The organism is Massilia hydrophila (assembly GCF_020208145.1).
Taxonomy (GTDB): domain Bacteria; phylum Pseudomonadota; class Gammaproteobacteria; order Burkholderiales; family Burkholderiaceae_D; genus Telluria; species Telluria hydrophila.
Genome location: NZ_JAHYBX010000006.1, coordinates 1 through 20,209 on the forward strand (window position 1 = coordinate 1; position 20,209 = coordinate 20,209).

21 protein-coding genes and 1 rRNA gene are annotated in these 20,209 nt (G+C 65.0%); 13 read left to right on the forward strand and 9 right to left on the reverse strand.

From position 1 onward, the window contains the following. The 5 genes from LE190_RS14765 to LE190_RS14785 all read right to left on the reverse strand — a co-directional run. Nucleotides 1-1,130 (reverse strand): 16S ribosomal RNA (locus tag LE190_RS14765); the annotation flags it as partial. Nucleotides 1,131-1,445: 315 nt separating this feature from the next. Then, on the reverse strand, nt 1,446-2,258 hold the full coding sequence (locus LE190_RS14770) for a M48 family metallopeptidase (protein WP_225239418.1): 813 nt from the start codon (nt 2,256-2,258) through the stop codon (nt 1,446-1,448). Then, a complete protein-coding gene (locus LE190_RS14775; RefSeq protein WP_225239419.1) occupies nt 2,233-2,709 on the reverse strand; it encodes a YbjQ family protein in 477 nt (158 codons plus the stop codon). Before LE190_RS14775 ends, LE190_RS14770 begins: the two co-directional genes overlap by 26 nt. A gap of 1 nt (nt 2,710) precedes the next feature. After that, complete coding sequence (locus tag LE190_RS14780) at nt 2,711-3,025, reverse strand: YbjQ family protein (protein WP_225239420.1); 315 nt, start codon at nt 3,023-3,025, stop codon at nt 2,711-2,713. Nucleotides 3,026-3,106: 81 nt separating this feature from the next. Then, nucleotides 3,107-5,527, reverse strand: a complete 2,421-nt coding sequence (locus LE190_RS14785; RefSeq protein ID WP_225239421.1) for a penicillin acylase family protein — start codon at nt 5,525-5,527, stop codon at nt 3,107-3,109. A gap of 224 nt (nt 5,528-5,751) precedes the next feature. Between LE190_RS14785 and LE190_RS14790 the strand changes: the two genes are divergently transcribed. From LE190_RS14790 to LE190_RS14840, 11 genes are all read left to right on the forward strand, one after another. Continuing rightward, nucleotides 5,752-7,236: a B12-binding domain-containing radical SAM protein gene (locus LE190_RS14790; RefSeq protein WP_225239422.1), complete on the forward strand. Its 1,485-nt coding sequence runs from the start codon at nt 5,752-5,754 to the stop codon at nt 7,234-7,236. A 65-nt stretch (nt 7,237-7,301) separates the two neighbouring features. Further along, entirely contained in the window at nt 7,302-8,450 is a 1,149-nt protein-coding gene (locus LE190_RS14795; protein WP_225239423.1) for an MlaE family ABC transporter permease, read from the forward strand. Continuing rightward, the gene (locus LE190_RS14800) at nt 8,450-9,304 is read left to right on the forward strand and encodes an ABC transporter ATP-binding protein (protein WP_225239424.1); all 855 of its coding nucleotides are present in this window, start codon (nt 8,450-8,452) and stop codon (nt 9,302-9,304) included. Before LE190_RS14795 ends, LE190_RS14800 begins: the two co-directional genes overlap by 1 nt. A gap of 1 nt (nt 9,305) precedes the next feature. Further along, on the forward strand, nt 9,306-10,253 hold the full coding sequence (locus LE190_RS14805) for an MlaD family protein (protein WP_225239425.1): 948 nt from the start codon (nt 9,306-9,308) through the stop codon (nt 10,251-10,253). Between the two features lie 8 nt (nt 10,254-10,261). Next, nucleotides 10,262-10,906 carry an ABC-type transport auxiliary lipoprotein family protein gene (locus LE190_RS14810; protein ID WP_225239426.1) on the forward strand — a complete coding sequence of 215 codons (645 nt, stop codon included), beginning with the start codon at nt 10,262-10,264 and terminating at the stop codon, nt 10,904-10,906. After that, nucleotides 10,903-12,084: a VanZ family protein gene (locus tag LE190_RS14815; protein ID WP_225239427.1), complete on the forward strand. Its 1,182-nt coding sequence runs from the start codon at nt 10,903-10,905 to the stop codon at nt 12,082-12,084. Before LE190_RS14810 ends, LE190_RS14815 begins: the two co-directional genes overlap by 4 nt. 74 nt (nt 12,085-12,158) lie before the next feature. Further along, complete coding sequence (locus LE190_RS14820; protein WP_225239428.1) at nt 12,159-12,485, forward strand: (2Fe-2S) ferredoxin domain-containing protein; 327 nt, start codon at nt 12,159-12,161, stop codon at nt 12,483-12,485. A gap of 34 nt (nt 12,486-12,519) precedes the next feature. Continuing rightward, complete coding sequence (locus tag LE190_RS14825) at nt 12,520-13,149, forward strand: alpha/beta hydrolase (protein WP_225239429.1); 630 nt, start codon at nt 12,520-12,522, stop codon at nt 13,147-13,149. 112 nt (nt 13,150-13,261) lie between these two features. Continuing rightward, the gene (locus LE190_RS14830) at nt 13,262-14,407 is read left to right on the forward strand and encodes a D-alanyl-D-alanine carboxypeptidase family protein (protein WP_225239430.1); all 1,146 of its coding nucleotides are present in this window, start codon (nt 13,262-13,264) and stop codon (nt 14,405-14,407) included. A gap of 101 nt (nt 14,408-14,508) precedes the next feature. Next, nucleotides 14,509-15,432: an aldo/keto reductase gene (locus LE190_RS14835; RefSeq protein ID WP_225239431.1), complete on the forward strand. Its 924-nt coding sequence runs from the start codon at nt 14,509-14,511 to the stop codon at nt 15,430-15,432. Between the two features lie 14 nt (nt 15,433-15,446). Then, nucleotides 15,447-15,758, forward strand: a complete 312-nt coding sequence (locus LE190_RS14840; RefSeq protein ID WP_225239432.1) for a metal-sensing transcriptional repressor — start codon at nt 15,447-15,449, stop codon at nt 15,756-15,758. A 21-nt stretch (nt 15,759-15,779) separates the two neighbouring features. On the opposite strand, the gene pssA is transcribed toward LE190_RS14840, so the two are convergent. Then, nucleotides 15,780-16,568, reverse strand: a complete 789-nt coding sequence (pssA, locus tag LE190_RS14845; protein WP_225239433.1) for a CDP-diacylglycerol--serine O-phosphatidyltransferase — start codon at nt 16,566-16,568, stop codon at nt 15,780-15,782. A gap of 138 nt (nt 16,569-16,706) precedes the next feature. Here pssA and LE190_RS14850 point away from each other — a divergent pair, with 138 nt between their 5' ends. Together LE190_RS14850 and LE190_RS14855 are read left to right on the forward strand one after the other, a co-directional pair. Beyond that, nucleotides 16,707-17,678 (forward strand): CAP domain-containing protein, encoded by a 972-nt coding sequence (locus LE190_RS14850; RefSeq protein ID WP_225239434.1) that lies wholly within the window; start codon nt 16,707-16,709, stop codon nt 17,676-17,678. Then, nucleotides 17,675-18,274 (forward strand): Hpt domain-containing protein, encoded by a 600-nt coding sequence (locus LE190_RS14855; protein WP_225239435.1) that lies wholly within the window; start codon nt 17,675-17,677, stop codon nt 18,272-18,274. Before LE190_RS14850 ends, LE190_RS14855 begins: the two co-directional genes overlap by 4 nt. On the opposite strand, the gene LE190_RS14860 is transcribed toward LE190_RS14855, so the two are convergent. The 3 genes from LE190_RS14860 to LE190_RS14870 all read right to left on the reverse strand — a co-directional run bounded on the left by LE190_RS14860 (nt 18,271) and on the right by LE190_RS14870 (nt 19,833). Then, on the reverse strand, nt 18,271-18,516 hold the full coding sequence (locus tag LE190_RS14860; protein ID WP_225239436.1) for a hypothetical protein: 246 nt from the start codon (nt 18,514-18,516) through the stop codon (nt 18,271-18,273). The two genes, LE190_RS14855 and LE190_RS14860, sit on opposite strands and share 4 nt — an antisense overlap. A gap of 172 nt (nt 18,517-18,688) precedes the next feature. Continuing rightward, nucleotides 18,689-19,261 (reverse strand): DUF1439 domain-containing protein, encoded by a 573-nt coding sequence (locus LE190_RS14865; protein WP_225239437.1) that lies wholly within the window; start codon nt 19,259-19,261, stop codon nt 18,689-18,691. A 191-nt stretch (nt 19,262-19,452) separates the two neighbouring features. Further along, a complete protein-coding gene (locus LE190_RS14870; RefSeq protein ID WP_225239438.1) occupies nt 19,453-19,833 on the reverse strand; it encodes a DUF2195 family protein in 381 nt (126 codons plus the stop codon). Between the last annotated feature and the right edge of the window lie 376 nt (nt 19,834-20,209).

The following is a 20,209-nucleotide window of genomic DNA, read 5'->3' on the forward strand; positions in this document are numbered from 1 at the left end:
AAATGTAGCAACTAATGACAAGGGTTGCGCTCGTTGCGGGACTTAACCCAACATCTCACGACACGAGCTGACGACAGCCATGCAGCACCTGTGTGAAGGCTCCCTTTCGGGCACTCCCAGATCTCTCCAGGATTCCTTCCATGTCAAGGGTAGGTAAGGTTTTTCGCGTTGCATCGAATTAATCCACATCATCCACCGCTTGTGCGGGTCCCCGTCAATTCCTTTGAGTTTTAATCTTGCGACCGTACTCCCCAGGCGGTCTACTTCACGCGTTAGCTGCGTTACCAAGTTAATTAAAACCCGACAACTAGTAGACATCGTTTAGGGCGTGGACTACCAGGGTATCTAATCCTGTTTGCTCCCCACGCTTTCGTGCATGAGCGTCAATCTTGACCCAGGGGGCTGCCTTCGCCATCGGTGTTCCTCCACATCTCTACGCATTTCACTGCTACACGTGGAATTCTACCCCCCTCTGCCAGATTCAAGCCTTGCAGTCTCCAACGCAATTCCCAGGTTGAGCCCGGGGCTTTCACGTCAGACTTACAAAACCGCCTGCGCACGCTTTACGCCCAGTAATTCCGATTAACGCTTGCACCCTACGTATTACCGCGGCTGCTGGCACGTAGTTAGCCGGTGCTTATTCTTCAGGTACCGTCATTAGCCGAAGGTATTAACCTCAGCCGTTTCTTCCCTGACAAAAGAGCTTTACAACCCGAAGGCCTTCTTCACTCACGCGGCATTGCTGGATCAGGCTTGCGCCCATTGTCCAAAATTCCCCACTGCTGCCTCCCGTAGGAGTCTGGACCGTGTCTCAGTTCCAGTGTGGCTGGTCGTCCTCTCAGACCAGCTACTGATCGTCGCCTTGGTGAGCCTTTACCCCACCAACTAGCTAATCAGACATCGGCCGCTCCAAAAGCATGAGGTCCGAAGATCCCCCACTTTCTTCCGTAGAACGTATGCGGTATTAGCGCAACTTTCGCTGCGTTATCCCCCACTTCTGGGTACGTTCCGATGTATTACTCACCCGTTCGCCACTCGCCACCAGGCCGAAGCCCGTGCTGCCGTTCGACTTGCATGTGTAAAGCATGCCGCCAGCGTTCAATCTGAGCCAGGATCAAACTCTTCAGTTCAATCTCTGTTTGTTGACACTTTCGTGTCACCGGCATTGCTGCCGGGTCGCTCACTCAAGATACTGACCGCTATCCCATTGCTGGGACAACGCTTAATACTTTTGTGAACATTTGATAATTTAAGTATGCAGCTGAGCGAACCCAGCCGGCACCTTCATCAAACGCCCACACTTATCGACTGTTGATTGTTAAAGAACCGTTGTTCTGTCTTCTGCTATCGCTGCGAATCGTTTTGTTCGTCAGCAGCAGAGGAATGAGATTATGCGCGAGCCGATGAGATGCGTCAAGCCCACTTTTTCGTTGTCGACGAAAAAGTCACAGGCTCGGCAAGGGGCGCACCGGACCGGCCTGTAGTCCGCTCTGGCGGATGGCACGCTCCAAGGCTTCGATGCGTGCCTGCGCCGATGGGTGCGAGGCCAGGTAATGCGTCAAGGCCGACGCTTCCGTATCCTTCCTGTGTAGGGAAGTGAAGAATTCCGTCGCGCCACCGATGTGACCGTAACGGCACTGCAGGATCCGCAGTGCGCCCATGTCCGCGGCGGTTTCCCGCTCGCGCGAATGATACGACTGGCCAAGGTGCTCGGCCGGCGCCAGCACGCCAGTGGCCCACGAACCGTCCCCGGTCAGCACGGTGGCCGCCGCGACGATGACCAGGCTGCGCCCGAGCGCGCGCAGGTGGTCGCGGTGGACGAGGTGGGACAGTTCGTGCGCCAGCACGAAGCTCATGCCGTTCTCCGAGCGCAGGTGCGTGAGCAGCCCGGAATGGACGATGACGGTCGCTCCAGGCATGACGAAGGCATTTGCATCCTTGGACTGGCGCATCCGTACCTGCACCGGGCCGTCCAGGCCGGCGCAGGCACGCATGCCGTCCGCCAGCGACTGCAACCAGGCCTCGTGCGCAGCGAACGCCGGACCGCGCCCGGGCGGCTCGAGCGCCATCAATTCGGTGATCCGCGCTTCGGTGGCGGGACTCATCTTGTCCACGACCAGGTCCACCGCAAGGCCCAGCGCCCAGACCAGCACCAGCACCGCCAGCGACAGCCCGCCCAGGATCAACAGGAAATCCTTGAGCGGATGCTCATGCGAGATGTTGTCGTTATGTTCAGGCAGCGCTGGCCGGTACTTCATGTTTCACATAATAGATGGCGGTGCCATAGGCCAGGACTTCGACGCTCGTCACCTGGCCACGCTGGCTGCCGGCCAGGGGCATGGTCTCCAGCCGGATGTTGATGATCTCGTCCGCGCCTGGGCAGCTCTCCTTCAGGCGCAGGATGGCTTCGCGCTTGGCGCGGTCGAGCAGGGTCTCGTAGGATTTGACCGGTCCACCAACCAGCGAACGCAGGGCCGAAGCAGCCTTCTTGAAATAGTCGATCGAAATCACGACGCTGCCCGTTACCAGTTTGCTGCGTGCCACGTCTCCGCCGCGCAGCAGCGTCTTGAGCGAGGTCGCGGGCATCTGCAACTGCGCTTTCTCACGCGCGTGGATCGAACGGTAGTGGCGCGACTCGGCGGCCCGTCCGAACACATAGCCCAGCACCACCGGCACCGACCAGAACACCAGCAGGATCAGATATTCCATTTCAGCCGACCGTGACCGCGGTGCCGTAGACGTAGATCTCGGCCGCACCGGCCGCCACCGAGGAAGTCGAGAAGCGCACGTTGACGATCGCATTCGCGCCCAGCTGGAGGGCCTGTGCCTTCATGCGGTTCGTGGCCTGCTCGCGCGATTCTTCCAGCAGCTCGGTATAGCCGCGCAGCTCGCCGCCAACCATGTTCTTCAGGCCGGCCATGATGTCGCGCCCCACGTGCTTGGAACGCACCGAGCTGCCCGACACAACGCCGTGGCAGACGGTGATGGATTTGCCGGGGATGGTTTCGATATTCGTGAGGAGCATGGCTGGCCGATCCGAAAAAAAAAGGGGTGCCCATTTTAGACACCCCTTTTTACTCATGGCAATTCACCATGCATACGACATTTATTCACGCAAGGTCGTGGTGAGGTAGTTCATGTCGGCCTTGATTTTCTCCGGCGTGAACGGCAGCACCGGCCATTCCTTGCGCGAATAGACCTGGGTCTGGTCGGCATACCATGGCGATTTCGGATCGGTGGACTGGCTGTAGGTCAGCATGCCCTGGGCGATCGGGCCCTGCGCATCGAAGGTGACGGTCTGGATGTAGCTCTGGCCGTGGTTCACGCCCACGTAGCCGTCCTTGGTCAGGCCGGTGCGCATGCTGATCGCGCTATAGGTGCCTTCCTGGTTGCCGTTGCCGCCATGGATGGCGATGCGCACGCCGTTGCGCGGCTCGACCTGGTAGTCGCCCAGGCGGGCGTCGAGCGCGATGTTCAGCGACTGCAGCTTCTGGGCCGCGTTGCGCAGGGCGGTCAGCATCGCCGGGGTGGCGGTCGGCGCCAGGCCACGTGGCGTGTTGACCGGGTCGCGCGGATCGAAGGGCACCGCCCACTTGTTCGGGATCGCGTTGGCGCCAGCCCAGAATTCGCGGAACAGGATTTCGCCACGGCTGTCGACGTTGGCGCGGCGGTCCCAGCCCTGCAGCACGGTGCAGGCCTGGCGCACCAGCGCGTCTTCCGATGCCGCGCAGGCAGGCAGCAGTTCGGGCAGCACCAGTTCGGCCGCGTTGACGCGGTTGGAGAAGGCCAGTGCCTGCATGTCGGCCAGGGTCAGCTTGCCTTTCTGCGCCACCAGTTCATCGAACTGGCGGAAGCCGATGCGGGTACGCAGCGACTGTTCGGCGTTAACGCGTCCGTACAGCGGCGAGAAACCGAGCGGCGCCGGTCCGACCAGCAGCTGTTTCGGATTGGTCAGCCAGTAGCTGTCGTTCGAATTGCCGACGTAGTCGGTGCGCATCATCCACGGCGCGGTTGCCGGTGCATAGATGCCGGCCGGCGCGCCCGCATCCTGGCCCCAGCCGCAGCTGCTGCGCGAACCATCGAACAGCAGCGCTGCTTGCAGCAGCAGGCAGCCGTTGACGAACTTGTCGGCATTCATGTGCGGCACCACGCTGGCATCGGCGTACAGGGTATTGCCGTCGCGGTCCGCCGCGACCGTGTTCACCCATGGCAGGCCAACCACCTTGTCGAGCGAGTCCTTCAGGCCGCGCACGCTGGTCGAGGTGCCGATGCCGAGCCACTGCTCGAGCATGCGGGTGTTGTAGCGGTTCGGGTCGGCCAGCACGTGGGCCGCGGTCGAGGTCCAGGTCAGGCCGGCCGCCGCACGCACGATGACGGCGCCCTGGTGGCTGAAGTAGAAGGTCTTGCTGCGCTTGGTTACCTGCCCGTCCGGCTGCAGCGAATCGACCGAGACGGTCTTCGAGGTCATCTTGCGACGCTCGCCATCGTACAGATAGGTGGTGCCGGTCGGATCGGTCGGGTCCAGCGCCAGGCGGAAGGTGGTGAAGTGGTTGGCGGTGGTGACGGTATGGCTCCAGGCCACGTCCTTGTTGAAGCCGATCACGATCGCCGGCACGCCGCCGATGATCACGCCCATCGCGTCGTATTTGCCCGGCACGGTCAGGTGGGCCTGGTAGAAACGGTCGGTGGTGGTCCAGGGATAGTGCGGATTGCCGAACAGGAGGCCGCGTCCATTGGCGGACAGGTCCTTGCCGACGGCCATCGCATTGCTGCCCAGGCCAGATGCCTTGGACTGCTCGACCTGGGCCAGCAGGGCCTTGCCGTCGACGCGGCGCGACGTGGCCTTGGCCAGGCTCACGGCGGTGCCAGGCACGCGGCCGGCGTTGACGAAGTCGCGGGCGAAGGCCTGGCCCGATGCGTGCAGCGCCTTCTCGGCCACGATCAGGTACATGTCGTCGACCGTGATCGGACGCACCCACTTGGCGTTGGCGCAGGCGGCCGGCAGCTTGCTGGCGTTGTCCTTGAGGTAGCGGTTGTAGCCTTCGACGAAACCTTCCAGCAGCTGGCGCGGCTCGGCGGGGCCGGCGGCATAGTTGGCGCGCAGCTGCTCGATGTCGAGGTAGCCTTTGAAGAAGAAGTCGCTCTCTTCGTTGGTCACGTTCATGTAGTTGCTGCCGCCGCCGTATTCGTCGTCGGTGCGCTGGCGCGGCATGGCGTCCGGACCGAAGAACAGCGCGCGCTCACCGCGCACGGTCACCACCGAGTCGGCGAACATGCACAGGTTGTCCTGGGCATAGGCGTGCGCCAGGCCATAGGCCAGGCTGCGGAAATCGTTGGCGCGCACGTGCGGCACCCCATAGGTGGTACGCGAGAGCTCGACCTCGATGCGCGAAGCCGTCTGCACTGGCGGCTCTACCGGCGAGGTCGCATCGCCGTCATGATCGCTGCTGCAGGCGCCCAGCGCCAGCGCAAGCGTGGTGCCCAGGGCAAACCGGTAGGCGAATGGGGTTCTGGTTCGGACTTGCATGAGACGCTTTCTGCGGCCACGGCGCGCTAGAGAGATGAAAAAAAGAACAAGTACAGCACTTTAACCCTAAACAAGTTCGATGTGCCATGCACTGTGGCTAAACTGACAGGGCGGATAGTCAAATTGCCACAAGCTGGAGCGGGGCTTGGCACAATGCCAGCGCTTTCCGGCGCGGCAGCGCTTAAAATGCCTGCTGTCCCCTTTCCTTCCTGCTTGCGCCTGCCATGACGATCCTGCTTTCCACCCTCAACGCCCGCTACACGCACGCCTCGCTCGGCCTGCGCTACCTGCTGGCCAACATGGGCGCGCTGCAGGAGCAGACCCGGATCCAGGAATTCGTCATCGGCGCCAAGACCGCCGACCTGGTCGAACGCATCCTGGCGTACGCGCCGCGCATCGTCGGCCTTGGCGTATATATCTGGAACGTCGAGGAGACCACCCGCCTGGTGGCCATGCTCAAGCGCGTTGCCCCGGAGGTGACCGTGGTGCTGGGCGGCCCCGAGGTTTCGCACGAGCTAGGGGAGCAGGCGATCGTGAAACTGGCCGACTACGTGGTCACCGGCTGGGGCGACGTCACGTTCCCGAAGCTGTGCGGCGAGATCCTGGACGGCCCGCAGCCGCTGATGAAGGTGCACGCCGGCGTGCAGCCGCCCATGGCGGAGATCGCCCTGCCCTATTCGCTCTATAGCGAGGAGGACATCGCCCATCGCACCCTCTACGTGGAAGCCTCGCGTGGCTGTCCGTTCAAGTGCGAGTTCTGCCTGTCCTCGCTGGACAAGACGGCCTGGCCCTTCCCGTTGGAGACCTTCCTGGGCGAGATGGAAGCCCTGTATGCACGCGGCGCGCGCCTGTTCAAGTTCGTCGACCGCACCTTCAACCTGAACGTCAAGACCAGCCTGCGCATCATGCAGTTCTTCCTCGACAAGCTGGCTGCACACCCGGACGACCCGGTGTACGCCCACTTCGAGCTGGTGCCCGACCACCTGCCGGAGGCGCTGAAGGCATCCATCGCGCAGTTCCCGCCGGGCGCGCTGCAGTTCGAGATCGGCATCCAGAGCTTCAATCCCGAGGTACAGGCGCTGGTGAGCCGGCGCCAGGACAATGCCAAGGCCGCCGACAACATCCGCTGGCTCACCGAACACGCCAGCACCCACCTGCACGTGGACCTGATCGCCGGCCTGCCCGGCGAAGACGTCGCCAGTTTCGCCCGCGGTTTTGACCAGCTGGTCAAACTCGGGGCGCAGGAGATCCAGTTCGGCATCCTGAAACGCCTGCGCGGCACGCCGATCATCCGCCATACCGAGGCTTTCGGCATGGTCTACGATCCCTACCCGCCCTATACCGTGCTGGCCACGAGCCTGATCGACTTCGCGACCATGCAGCGCCTGGCGCGCTTCGCGCGCTACTGGGACCTGGTGGCCAACTCGGGCCGTTTTACGCACAGCACCCGCGCCCTGCTGGGAGAGGCGCCGTTCGACAACTTCATGGCCTTCGCGGACTGGCTCTACACCCGCACCGACGCCACCCACCGCATCGCCCTCGAGAAGCTGGCCAAGCTGGTGCAGGAATGGCTGCAGCTGCGCGGCATGGCACCGGCGCAGGCCGCGGCACTGCTGGCGTCCGACTACGCGGGCAAGCTCGATACCGTGCATGCGGCCAGGCCGGCGGCGGCGGTGCCGGAGCGGCAGCTGCGCCATTTGGCGGCTTGAGCAGGCTGCGGCACTCTGTTAGGTAGCGTGTAGCAGCGATAACGATTCTCTTTTACACTGGCGCAATGCAGATTGAAAATGCGCCAATATTAACCATCCAGCATCCCGCAGCGCCCGCATCCGCCGGCGGCGCGGGCCAATCTGTCGTGGCGAGCGGTGTCTGGCAAATCCATACGCTGACCCAGAAGGGCGCCCTGAAGGCGATCACCCGCACCCTGCGCGCGCTGCGCAACCAGGACAGTCTCGAATGGGACCTGTCCGGCATCGAGCGCCTCGACCATGTCGGCGCCCAGATGTTCTGGAATGCCTGGGGCAAGCGGCGCCCCGGACGCCTGCGGCTCGACCCGCACCACGAAGAGCTGTTCGGCCGCATCGAGAAGGCCAGCGCGCTGGCCCTGCCACGCCACCGCGTCAGTCCGCTGCACTGGCTGATCGTGCTGGGCGGCGGCATACTGTCGTTCTTCGAGCACCTGCGCGGCTTCCTGAGCCTGATCGGCCAGCTGGTGCTCGACATCGGCCGTTTCCTGCGCCGTCCGCAGGCCGGGCCCTGGCGCGAGATCTCGGCCAACATTTACCACTCCGGCTTCCAGGCGCTCGGCATCACCGCCATGGTCGGCTTCCTGATCGGGATCGTGCTGTCCTTCCTGTCCTCGCAGCAGCTGCGCATGTTCGGGGGCGACATCTACATCGTCAACATCCTCGGCATGTCGGTGATCCGCGAACTGGGCCCGCTGCTGGCGGCGATCCTGGTGGCCGGCCGCTCCGGCTCCTCGATCACCGCGCAGCTGGGCGTGATGCGCGTGACCGAGGAACTCGACGCCATGCTGGTGATGGGCATCTCGCACGGCCAGCGCCTGATCATGCCGAAGGTGATCGCGCTCGCCATCTCGATGCCGCTGCTGGTGGTATGGACCGACGCCATGGCCCTGATCGGCGGCATGGTCTCTGCCAAGATCGAGCTGGGCCTGGCTTTCCGCTACTTCATCCAGAAGCTGCCGGATGCGGTGCCGGTGGTGAACTACACGATCGGCCTGCTCAAGGGCTGCGTGTTCGGCATGCTGATCGCGCTGGTGTCCTGCCACTTCGGCCTGCGCATCAAGCCGAACACCGAAAGCCTGGGGCGCGGCACCACCACCGCGGTGGTCACGGCGATCACTGTGGTGATCCTTGCCGACGCGGTGTTCGCCATCATCTTCAACGACGTGGGGTTCTGATGGCCGATACCGGACAGCGCACGCCGCAGCGCCTGAACAAGCAGCCGGACGAGGATGTCGGCCCGCCGGTGGTCGAGATCCGCAATCTCTGGACGCGCTTCGGCCGCACCGTGGTGCACCAGGACCTGAACCTCGACATCTATGCCGGCGAGATCCTCAGCATCGTGGGCGGCTCCGGCACCGGCAAGACCGTGCTGCTGCGCCAGATGCTGGGCCTGGAGCGGCCCAGCCAGGGCAGCGTGAAGGTCTTTGGCGAAGACATCAGCCAGGCCAAGCCGGACCAGCTGCAGCACATGCGCAACCACTGGGGCATGCTGTTCCAGCAGGGCGCGCTGTACTCGGCGCTGACCGTGTTCGACAACATCGCCCTGCCGATGCGCGAGCTGCGCGCGCTGCCGGAAGACGTGATCCGCGACGCCGTGCTGCTCAAGATGGACATGGTGGGGCTGGGGCCGGAGCACGCCAACAAGATGCCCTCCGACCTGTCGGGCGGGATGATCAAGCGCGCCGCTCTGGCGCGCGCCCTCGCCCTCGAACCCCGTTTATTGTTCCTGGACGAACCCACCGCGGGCCTCGATCCCGATCTGTCGGACGCCTTCGTCTCGCTGATCCAGACCCTGCACAGCGAGCTGAAACTCACGGTGGTGATGGTCACCCACGACCTCGACACGCTGTTTGCGCTGTCCTCGCGCATCGCGGTCCTGGCGGAGAAGCACGTACTGGCGGTGGGGCCGGCGTGCGACGTGCTGCGGGTGCAGCACCCGTTCATCAAACACTTTTTCCTGGGCCCGCGCGGCCAGCGGGCGCTGGAAGTGCTCGAAGAGCGCAACGCCCAGAACGATTCGGAGGACTGATATGGAAAACAGGTCGTATGCCCTGATGACAGGCGTGTTTACGATCGCGCTGGTGATCGCGGCCGTGCTGGCCGGCTTGTGGTTCAACCGCGACCGCACGGAACTGGTGCCCTACGAGATCGTCACCACCCAGTCGATCCCCGGCCTGAATCCGCAGGCCACGGTGCGCTACCGCGGCCTGGAGGTGGGCCGGGTGGACGAGATCGTGTTCGACCCGCGCGTCACCGGCCAGATCCTGATCCGCCTGTCGGTGGACAAGGATTCGCCGATCACCACCACCACCTTCGCCTCGCTCGGCTACCAGGGCGTGACCGGGATCGCCTTCATCCAGCTCGACGACGACCGCACCGGCTCGCCGCGCCTGGCGCAGCGCGAGGACCGGCCGGCGCGCATTCCGCTGCGCCCGGGCCTGCTGGACCAGCTGGAAAAGCGCGGCCTGGCCATCCTCGAGAAAACCGAGCAGATCACGGACAGCCTGAGCAAGCTGGTGGGCCCGGAAAACCAGCAGACCATCATCGGCGCCTTCGACAGCATCGGCAAGGCGGCCAACGCCTACGCGGCCATCCCGCAGAAGCTGGAGCCGACCTTCGCGCGCATGCCCGCGCTTACCGCGAAGCTGGAGCGCAGCCTGGAGTCGTTCGACGCCGCCGCCAGCAGCGTCGACGCCACCGCCGACAGCTACAAGGCGCTGTCCACCCGCCTGCAGGGCCCGGATGGTCCGCTCGAACGCCTGAACGGCGCCATCGGCTCGCTGCAGTCCGCCACCAGCGAACTCGAACTCGAAACCCTGCCGCACGTCGTCGAGATGACCGACGAGGCGCGCGGCGCCCTGCGCGCCGTGAAGCGCACCGCCACCTCGCTGTCCGACCGCCCGCAGAGCATCCTGTTCGGCGCGCCGAGCGCCCGGCCGGGTCCGGGCGAACCGGGCTTCGTGCCACCGACCAAATGAGGACCACCGTGACCGCCTATCCGCTCCGCTTCCTGTCCCGCCCCGCCACCGTCCTCGCCGCCACCGCTGCGCTGCTGCTGACCGGCTGCGCCGGCAGCAAGGTCCAGGACAACACGACCTATGACTTCGGCCCGGCCGCCATGGGCGCCACGCCAGCCAGCCAGGGGGCGGCGACAGCCACGCCGGCCGCGCTGGTGGTGATGGACGCCACCGGTCCCGATGCGCTCGAAAACGAGCGCATGTACTACCGCCTGAACTATGCCGATGCGCTGCAGGCCCATACCTATGCCAACAGCCGCTGGGCCAGCAGCCCGCTGCAGCTGGTTACCCAGCGCATCAAGACCCGCCTTGCGCAGTCGGGCATCAAGGTGCTGTCGGCCACCGACGCCTCGACCGGGGTACCGCTGCTGCGCGTTGAAGTGGAAGATTTCGTCCATGCCTTCGGCGGCGTGAGCCAGAGCGAAGGCCAGCTGACCTTGCGTGCCTCGCTGTTCAACGACCACCGCCTGGTGGACCAGCGCAGCTTCACGCGCGCCACCCCGGCGGCCAGCGCCGACGCGGCGGGCGGCGCGCGCGCGCTGGCCGCCAGCATGGATGGCATCACGGCCGACATGCTGGCCTGGCTGGCCACGCTCGACACCCGCAAGCGATGAACCGCGCCAAGGTCGCCGTCGACCTGCGCGAGCGCCAGCGCGAAGGACGCGGCTCGCCGATCTCGCGCGCGGCGCTGCTGGCCTACCTGTTGCTGATCGTGTATGCCAGCTGGTACCCGTTCTCCGGCTGGCGCGACAGCGGCCTGCCGCTGTTCACCTTCCTGAACCTGGTCAAGCCGCGCTACTGGACCGGCTTCGACGTCGGCGTCAACATCATCGGCTACGTGCCGCTCGGGATGCTGCTGGTGCTCTCGGTGTACCCGCGCATCCGCGGCGTATGGGCGGTGCTGCTGGCGGCGCTGGCCGGCGTGCTGGTCACGATGACGATGGAAGCGGTGCAGAACTTCCTGCCCAGCCGCGTGCCCTCCAACCTGGACCTGGTGACCAATGCCGGCGGCTGCCTGCTGGGCGCCCTGCTCGGCGCCTGGTGGGCGCCCGGCCTGCTCGACCGCAGCCGCCTGTTCCAGTTGCGGCGGCGCTGGTTCGCGCCCTACGCCAGCCAGGGCCTGGTGCTGGTGGCGCTGTGGCCGCTGGCGCAGATCTACCCGCAAAGCTACCTGTTCGGGCACGGCCAGGTGCTGCCGATCGTCTCCGGCTGGCTGTCGCGCTGGTTCGACGCCGACATCGACCTGGTGGCCATGCTGCGCGGCGACGCCGTGATCACGGCGGAACAGTACTGGCTGTCCGAGACCATCATCACCGCCTGCGGCATGACCGGCGCCGTCCTGACCCTGATGTGCCTGGTGCGGCGCGGGGCCCCGCGCTTCCTGCTGATGCTGTCGATCCTGGCGGTGGCGCTGCTGGTCAAGACGCTGTCGATCGCGCTGCTGTTCCGGCCCGATAACGCCTTCATCTGGGTCACGCCCGGCGCCGAAGGCGGTTTCCTGATTGGCCTGATCATGCTGTCCGGCCTGGTGTTCGCGCCGCAGGTGGCGCAGCGCCGGCTGGCGGTGGTCAGCCTGGTGCTGAGCCTGATCGTGGTGAACACAGTGCCGGTGAACCCCTATTTCGCTTCCACGCTGCAGGGCTGGGTACAGGGCAAGTTCCTGAACTTTAATGGCGCGGCCCAGTTCATGGCCCTGCTCTGGCCCTTCTTCGCCCTGTGGTTCCTGCTACTGCCATCACACCAACTGAACCGGCAGGAAGCCCAGCCACCCGCGCCCGAGCCGGCGCCCTAGGCTGGGTCCGGCCGCCTTATGCCGTATCATTGTGCGTGGCGCGGCGCGCCAGCACCTTTTTAGACGAGACCGACATGAACGACGAACGCCCCTTCTACCAGCACCATGTCTTCTTCTGCCTGAACGAGCGCGAAGGCAAGGACGCCCGTCCCAGCTGCGCCAAGTGCGGCGCCGAGGGCGCCCAGAAGCATGCCAAGAAGCGCATCAAGGAGCTCGGCCTGAGCGGCCCGGGCAAGGTGCGCATCAACAAATCCGGCTGTCTCGACCGCTGCGAGGAAGGCCCGGTGCTCGTGGTTTATCCGGAAGGCACCTGGTACACCTATGTCGACAACGCCGACATCGACGACATCATCGACACCCACCTGGTGGGCGGCAAGGTCGTGGAACGCCTGAAGATCTGATCCCACCCGCTTTCTTACCCGTAGCAAGCAAGTCATGAACAAGTTTTCGCACAAGTTTACCCTCGACGGCCACGCCGGCAAGATGCAATGCATCCTCGACCTGCCGGACGGCGCACCGCGCGGCATCGCGCTGGTGGCGCACCCGCATCCGCTGTACGGCGGCACCATGGAAAACAAGGTGGCCCAGACCCTGGCGCGCACCTTCGTCACCCTCGGCTATGCCACGGCGCGCTTCAACTTCCGCGGCGTGGGCGAATCGGAAGGCGTGCACGACGACGGCCGCGGCGAAGTGGACGACATGGACATCATGTACCGCCACATGACCGCGCAGTACCCGGGCCTGCCAGTGGCCCTGTCGGGTTTTTCCTTCGGCACCTTCGTCCAGGCCCAGTTCCAGCAGCGCCTGGTCCAGGAAGGCCGTCCCGCCGAGCGCCTGGTGCTGGTCGGTACCGCCGCCGGCAAATGGCCGATGCCGCCGGTGCCAGCCGACACCATCCTCATCCATGGCGAGCTGGACGACACCATCACGCTGCAGGAAGTGTTCGACTGGGCGCGCCTGCTCGACATCCCCGTGACCGTGATCCCGGGCGCCGACCATTTCTTCCATCGCAAGCTCGGCCACATCAAAAATCTTGTCGTGGAAATGTGGCGACGTGACATTTGATCCGGTCGCTGTGCAATAATGAGTCTCTTCTTTTGAGGCAATACCGGGGCAGCGACGCGCCGTATTGCCTTGCGCACTTCTGCATTGGCATTTTTTACAGACGAACTCTCCCATGAAAAAACTGTTAGCGGCCGTGGCCGCCAGCCTGCTGATGGCCTCGGCCAGCGCACAGACCGTCCCGGCACCGACCATCGCAGCCAAGTCCTGGCTGCTGCTCGACGCCACCAGCGGCCAGGTGATCGCCGCGCAAGACCAGCACGCCCGGATCGAACCGGCCTCGCTCACCAAGGTCATGACCGCCTACGTGACCTTCCGCGCCATCCACGACAAGCGGGTGAGCCTGGACACGATGGTGAACGTGTCGGTACGCGCCTGGAAGGTCGACGGCAGCAGCTCGAAGATGTTCATCGATCCGAAGGTTCCGGTGTCGGTGAACGACCTGCTGCACGGCCTGATGATCCAGTCCGGTAACGATGCGGCGGTGGCCCTGGCCGAAGCCGTGGCCGGTGACGAAGGCACCTTCGTGAACCTGATGAACCGCGAAGCGCAGCGCATGGGCCTGAAGGGCACCCGCTTCGCCAACCCGCACGGCCTGCCCGATCCGAACAACTATTCGACCGCGAGCGACCTGGCGATCCTGGCGGCGAACGTGATCCGCGACTTCCCCGAGTTCTACAAGATCGACTCGATCAAGCAGTTCACCTACAACAAGATCACCCAGCAGAACCGCAACCGCCTGCTGTGGCTCGACTCGACCGTGGACGGCATGAAGACCGGCCACACGGACTCCTCGGGCTACAGCATGATCGCCTCGGCGCGCCGCCCGAACGGCAATGCCGGCCAGCGCCGCCTGATCTCGGTTGTACTGGGCACCAGCTCGCCCGACGTGCGCACCCAGGAGAGCCAGAAGCTGCTGAACTGGGGCTTCCAGAATTTCGACACCGTCAAGCTGTATGCAAAAGGCCAGGCGGTGAAGTCGGTGCCGGTGTGGAAGGGTGCGGAATCGACCGTGAAGCTGGGCTTCAACCGCGACATCCTGGTGACCGTGCCGAAGGGCGTGGCGGGCAAGATGAAGGCGGCCCTGGAATACAAGGACCCGCTGGTCGCCCCCCTGGCACGCAATGCGCAGGTGGGCACCGTCAAGATGATGGTGGACGGCAAGCCGCTGCTGGCGCTGCCGGTGGTGACCCTGGAAGAAGTGCAGGAAGCCAGCATCTTCGGCCGTGCCTGGGACTCGATGCGTCTCTGGATGCAGTAATCCCGGCGCCATGCATGACAGCCCGTCCCGCGCACAGCCGGACGGGCTTTTTGCTGCCCCGCGCCGCTATAATCGGACACTCCCCCGTGATTCCTCCCACCATGACGATCCTCCCCACCGACCTGCACTGCCCGCGTATCCGCACCCGCGAGGGCGGCCCCGAACTCTCGCGCATCGTGGCCGGCATGTGGCGCATGCACGAATGGGACATGAACGTCGGGCAGCGCGTGGCCTTCATCGAAGCCTGCCTCGCGCTGGGCGTGACCAGCTTCGACCATGCCGACATCTACGGCGACTATGGCGTGGAAAGCCTGTTCGGCGCAGCCCTGCGCGCCCAGCCCTCGCTGCGCGGGCGCATCGAGCTGGTGAGCAAGTGCGGTATCCGCCTGGTCTCCGGCAAGCATCCGCGGCACGGCATCCAGCACTACGACACCAGCGCCGCCCACGTCGTGGCATCGGCCGAGGCCTCGCTGCGCCAGCTGCACACCGACCACCTCGACCTGCTGCTGATCCACCGTCCGGACCCGCTGATGGACTTCGACGAGATCGCCGAAGCCTTTACCCGCCTGCAGCAGGCCGGCAAGGTGCGCCACGTGGGCGTGTCGAACTTCACGCGGCACCAGTTCGAATGCCTGAACCGGCGCGTGCCGCTGGCCACCAACCAGGTCGAGTTCTCGCCGCTGGCCACCGACGCGATGTTCGACCAGACCTTCGACGGCCTGCAGGACCTGGGCATCGCTCCCATGGTCTGGTCGCCGCTGGGCGGCGGGCGCCTGTTCACCGCCAGCGATGCGCGTGCGGTCGAAGTGCGCACCGTGGCCGGCGAGATCGCCGCGCGCATCGAGCAGCCACTCGCCACCGTGCTGTTCGCCTGGATCATGGCGCTGCCCAGCCGTCCGATCCCGCTGACCGGCAGCGGGCGCCTGGAAGCGATCCGGGACGCGGTGGCCGGCGCCGGCATCCGGCTGGCGCGCGAGGACTGGTTCCGCATCCTGCGCGCCGCGCGCGGGCACGAGGTGGCCTGAGATGGTGGCCTGACATGGCGGACAGTCCGCTCAAGATGGTGGAGGGCAGCGCCCTCACCGCGCAGCAGAAGAAGGACCTGCTGAACCGGCTCGCGCGCGTCGAAGGCCAGCTGCGCGGCGTGCAGAAGCTGGTGGCGCTGGCGGCCGAACCGTCCGACGTGGACGCCGTGGCCCAGCAGATGGCGGCGGCGCGCAAGGCGCTCGACCGCTCCTTCGTGCAGCTGCTGGCGGGGGCGATCCAGACCCAGGCCGGCAACGCGGCCGACCTCGCGCAAGCGCAGGCACGCGCGGCGCACCTGGCGGCGATGCTCGACAAGTTCGCGTAGGCGCAGGACCGCGCGCAGCCTTCAGTCTTCGTACACCACCGGCGGCGCGATGCCACGCCAGCCGGTGCGCCAGGCGATGTTCAGCAGCAGGGTCGCGCACACGTACAGCAGGAAGAACAGCACGAAGAAGCGCGTCTGCAGCAGCGCCAGCAGCACCGCGCACACGCCCAGCAGCGCCAGCATCACCTTGCCGCGCGGGTGCTTGGAGCTGGGGAAGCGGATGGTGGACACCATCAGGGTGCCCACCGCGATCATCAGGGCGATGATCGCGAAGCACTGCGCCATGGTGGTTGCCGGCGCGGGCCAGGCCACCACCACGGAGGCCACGCAGGCCGCACCGGCGGTGATCGGCATGCCGACGAAGTAGCGCGGGTCGGTGCGTCCGACCATGACATTGAAGCGCGCCAGGCGCAGCGCCCCGCAGGCGACGAACACGAAACAGGCCAGTCCTCCCATGCGCACCAGGGTCGGGTGCGCGGCGCTTTGCTGCGCGAATCCATAGCAATACAGCAGGAGGCCGGGGGCGCAGCCGAAGTTCATCACGTCGGCGATCGAGTCGAGCTGCACGCCGAAACTGGACTGGGTATTGGTGGCGCGCGCCACGAAGCCATCGAGCGCATCGAATACCCCGGCCAGCACCAGCAGGATCGCTGCCAGGCGGTAGTCGCCAGGCGCGCCGACGTGCGCATTGTCCACCGAGATCACGATGCTGCCGAAGCCACAGGCGATCGACAGCAGCGTGACGAAGCTGGGCAGGGCGAACTTGGCGCGCGCCAGGCGAGCGCGGCTGCGGGAGGTGGTGGGTGTCATGGGCACTCGGCAATCAAATCGATGTCTTATTCTACAGGGAGCGAAATAAGCTGGCGTTGCGCAACGCCCCGCCCGTCGTGGGCCGGCATTTTGCTCTAGAATGGCGCTTCGTTTCACAGTATTGACAGGAGTTGCAACATGAGCTATATGCCTCGCTGGCGTTTCCTCATTGCCACGCTGGTGGCCGCATCGACCCTGGCTGGCTGCGGTGGCGGGAGCGACAGCGCCGGCGCGGTCGTGGCCTCGCCGTCCGCAGCCGCGCCGCCGGAGGCCGGCCTTCCTCCCGTGGCGGGTGGCCCCGTAGCACCGGTACTGAGCAACAATACCGCCCTCGACGGCCGCAACTGGATCAACTACCGCCGTGCGCAGCTCGGCGTGCCGGCCGTCACCGAGAATGTCCTGATCAACAACGCCGCGCTCGGCCACTCGGAATACCTGCGCACCAACAACCTGATGAGCCACGACCAGGTCGCCGGCAAGCCCGGCTTTACCGGCGCGACGCTGCGCGATCGCCTGAATGCGGCCGGCTACCTCATTCCCGCCACGGGCTATGCCTTTGGCGAAGTGATCTCGGGCGCGGCCAATGGCAGCGGCTTCTACATGGCCGAAGAGCTGATCACCGCGATCTACCATCGCTTCGTGATATTCGAGCCGAAATTCCGCGAGATCGGCACCGGCGCCGCGACCAGCGCGCGCGGCTACCATTACTTCACCGCCGATTTCGCCACCCGCAACGGCTTCGGCCCCGGCATCGCCGCCAATACCGTGGTCACCTGGCCCTTCAGCGGCCAGGCCGGCGTGCTGCCGAACTTCCTGAGCGACAGCGAAGAACCGGACCCGGTCGCCGGCATCAACGAAGTCGGCTACCCGATCAGCGTGCACGCCAACCTCGATGCGCCGCTGGCGATGCAGAGTTTCACGGTGCGCCCGCGTGGCGGCGCCAACCTGCAGGTACAGGTGGTGAACTCGTCGGCCGACCCGGCCAGGCGCAGCGCCATCGCCATCATCCCGCTGGCGGTGCTCAAAGCCGGCACGACCTACGAGGTCAGCTTCTCGGGCACCGTGAACGGCGCTCCGGTAAGCCGCGACTGGTCGTTCACTACGCGGTGAGCGTCCTTCCTTCCCCTGCCGAGCCTGCGCTCGATGTCGCCACCGGCCTGGAACGGATGATGGGTGACCGCGCGATGTACCTGCGCGTCGTGGCCCGCTTTCGCGCCGACTATGCCGGCGCCGTGGCGCACCTGCGCGCCGCGCTGGCCGCCGCCGACCTGGCGCTGGCCCAGCGCCTCGCCCATACCATCAAGGGCGCGGCCGCGATGATCGAAGCGCGCCCCCTGCGCGCACTGGCGCAGGAGCTGGAGCACGGTCTGCGCGCCGGCGCCCCCGCCGACCACGCCCTGGCGACCCGGATGGACACGGAACTGGCGCGCGTGATCGCACAGGTGGATGCCTTGCTGGCATCCGCCGCCGTGCCCGAGGCTGGCGGCTCAGGCACGCTGGATGACAGGGAAATGGCGCAGCTATGTACGCTGCTCGACCTTGGCGACAGCGGCGCCCAGGAATTCGTGGCACGCAAACGCGTCGGGTTGTGCGCACGCCTCGGCGAGGCGCGCATGGCGGAACTGGAACAGGCCGTTGCGGCCTTCGATTTCGAACGGGCGCTGGCGACACTACCCGCTGTGCACCCTTCGCAGCCCAGGTCCTAGCGGGTAAACTCCGCTTCCTCGTCGAAGGAATCGGCGCAGGTCTTGCCGCAGAAACGGCGGACGCTGTCGAGCGGTTTCTCGCAATACCAGCATGCGCCCTTCGGCGGCAAACTCAGGCGCGCCGGCATGGCGGGAACGCGTCCTCCCACCGCGGCAAGCACTGGCTCGGCGGCGAGCCCGTTGTCCGGAAAAACTTCCTGTATCGGTTCCAAGATCACCCCCTGCGACAGACTGCGTTCCATGCAGATTACTTCAGTGGAACATCATGCCTATGAGAAACCTCAAGCGCGGACCGCAGTGGAACCGCGCTTCGGACTGCCCTGCCTGTATCCGGTCCTAGTGTGCGCCGATTGGCGCGGCTCTGCAATCCCATCACGCCGATTCGGCAGGCGCACAACACCTGCGCCTGCCAGGCTAGCGGGCCGGCTCGAGCGTGACCAGCAAGCCCGAGCGGGTCGTCTCGATCCGCACCGGAACGTACTGGACACCGGCATAGCGCAGGTCCTGCGGGTCGAAGGCATAGACCGGCATGTCGCGCGCGACGGTATCGATCAGGGTATTGGCGACGCGCGTGAGCTGGCGTTCCGCCTCCGGATTGGCGCCGATGACGAGCCGGTCGACGCGCGGTTCGGCCATCATGACGGCCGGGCGACCGGGGTCGACATATAGCCGGCCAGAGAAGGCCAGGTTGCCGCTCCAGGCATCGCGCGCGAACGGTGGCGACACGGATGCATCGAGCGCCAGCGCGACGCGGCCCTGCTCCGGCTGGACCGACAGCAGCGGGCGCGACAGTCGGATGTCGAATACCTGCATCAGGCGGTGCTTGAGCGGGAAGCGGCGCTCGAGGCCGGCCTGCAGCTTGTGCAGCGGGACTTCCACCTGGCGCGGGCCGACCAGGCTGGCACAGGACGACAGCAGGGTGCAGGCGACCAGCGCCAGGCTCCCACCCAACACCCGGCGCCGCTGCCAGCCATGCATGTTCCTCATCGTTCCTGCTCTCCTGTCCGGTCGATTGGACAAGCCTAGCATGGCTACTGCCGCGACGGGTTCACGATAGGCAGGGAGCCTTCGGCGCACGGGGGCTTTGCGAGCATCATTCTCCAGATACAATCAAGTGCTTGCAGCACAACAAAAAGACTGCGCGCTAATTGCGGTACAAGGGCGGCAGCAAACAATATCTATAAGGGTGGGGCGCAGAATAATCGCACCTGAACTGCCTTTTTCTCGATCAGCCTCGGCTCAGTCGCAAGAACAAAGGTTTTTTCCCCGTCACGGTCGAGCCTGATCAATCCCTCCTGTAGTATCTGTTGAACACCTCCGCGGCCCACACTGCTGATATAGACCGCAAGCGCCGAAAGACATCCGCATTCGCCGATTGACTTGCGCAATTGAATGTTAGTGTTCGCCAACACCACGTTCGATGCCGTTGCTGTAGTGATCGTCTTGATTGTCACACAGGCCGCCAACTCATTGTGAAAGGTAATGTGCTCAGCACGAGCATTCAAGGCCAAGCTGCCAAATGTACCAAGCAACAGTAGAAGTTGAATCCATTTAGGCACGGGTTTCTCCGTTTGTTACTCTTCCAGGAATATACTTCACCTTCAAGGTGAAGTAGCCGCGTGAATTGGCTGTCGCACGTGATCGCAAAACGGCGAAAATCTCGTCTCGACCTCGATACATCCGTGGCTGTAACCTTTGGTTGAATCGTGTAGATAGAAGCCGCTGCGGATAGGCGTGCAAGCGTTCCGCGTTTTGATGTTGGCTGCTTCCAGCCTTACCCGGTCCCATCCCCAATTTGCCCAATAGACCTCGCAGTTGCCGGCCTCTGCTTTCCTAGGAATTGTCTGAATTCCCCAGCTGGAGATAAGTTGCAGCTCCCTGTGCCGTCATCCTTAGCCTTGTCTCGATGCGCAACCAACACTTTATAAACACCTT

What these genes read in the sequence shown, in the direction of transcription:
- LE190_RS14830 (WP_225239430.1), top strand. Translation starts at nt 13,262, where the DNA reads ATGAAAAAACTGTTAGCGGCCGTGGCCGCCAGCCTGCTGATGGCCTCG.
- LE190_RS14820 (WP_225239428.1), top strand. Translation starts at nt 12,159, where the DNA reads ATGAACGACGAACGCCCCTTCTACCAGCACCATGTCTTCTTCTGCCTG.
- LE190_RS14770 (WP_225239418.1), bottom strand. Translation starts at nt 2,258, where the DNA reads ATGAAGTACCGGCCAGCGCTGCCTGAACATAACGACAACATCTCGCAT.
- LE190_RS14790 (WP_225239422.1), top strand. Translation starts at nt 5,752, where the DNA reads ATGACGATCCTGCTTTCCACCCTCAACGCCCGCTACACGCACGCCTCG.
- LE190_RS14840 (WP_225239432.1), top strand. Translation starts at nt 15,447, where the DNA reads ATGGCGGACAGTCCGCTCAAGATGGTGGAGGGCAGCGCCCTCACCGCG.
- LE190_RS14785 (WP_225239421.1), bottom strand. Translation starts at nt 5,527, where the DNA reads ATGCAAGTCCGAACCAGAACCCCATTCGCCTACCGGTTTGCCCTGGGC.
- LE190_RS14850 (WP_225239434.1), top strand. Translation starts at nt 16,707, where the DNA reads ATGAGCTATATGCCTCGCTGGCGTTTCCTCATTGCCACGCTGGTGGCC.
- LE190_RS14860 (WP_225239436.1), bottom strand. Translation starts at nt 18,516, where the DNA reads ATGGAACGCAGTCTGTCGCAGGGGGTGATCTTGGAACCGATACAGGAA.
- LE190_RS14805 (WP_225239425.1), top strand. Translation starts at nt 9,306, where the DNA reads ATGGAAAACAGGTCGTATGCCCTGATGACAGGCGTGTTTACGATCGCG.
- LE190_RS14825 (WP_225239429.1), top strand. Translation starts at nt 12,520, where the DNA reads ATGAACAAGTTTTCGCACAAGTTTACCCTCGACGGCCACGCCGGCAAG.
- LE190_RS14795 (WP_225239423.1), top strand. Translation starts at nt 7,302, where the DNA reads ATGCAGATTGAAAATGCGCCAATATTAACCATCCAGCATCCCGCAGCG.
- LE190_RS14775 (WP_225239419.1), bottom strand. Translation starts at nt 2,709, where the DNA reads ATGGAATATCTGATCCTGCTGGTGTTCTGGTCGGTGCCGGTGGTGCTG.
- LE190_RS14835 (WP_225239431.1), top strand. Translation starts at nt 14,509, where the DNA reads ATGACGATCCTCCCCACCGACCTGCACTGCCCGCGTATCCGCACCCGC.
- LE190_RS14865 (WP_225239437.1), bottom strand. Translation starts at nt 19,261, where the DNA reads ATGAGGAACATGCATGGCTGGCAGCGGCGCCGGGTGTTGGGTGGGAGC.
- pssA (WP_225239433.1), bottom strand. Translation starts at nt 16,568, where the DNA reads ATGACACCCACCACCTCCCGCAGCCGCGCTCGCCTGGCGCGCGCCAAG.
- LE190_RS14815 (WP_225239427.1), top strand. Translation starts at nt 10,903, where the DNA reads ATGAACCGCGCCAAGGTCGCCGTCGACCTGCGCGAGCGCCAGCGCGAA.
- LE190_RS14780 (WP_225239420.1), bottom strand. Translation starts at nt 3,025, where the DNA reads ATGCTCCTCACGAATATCGAAACCATCCCCGGCAAATCCATCACCGTC.
- LE190_RS14800 (WP_225239424.1), top strand. Translation starts at nt 8,450, where the DNA reads ATGGCCGATACCGGACAGCGCACGCCGCAGCGCCTGAACAAGCAGCCG.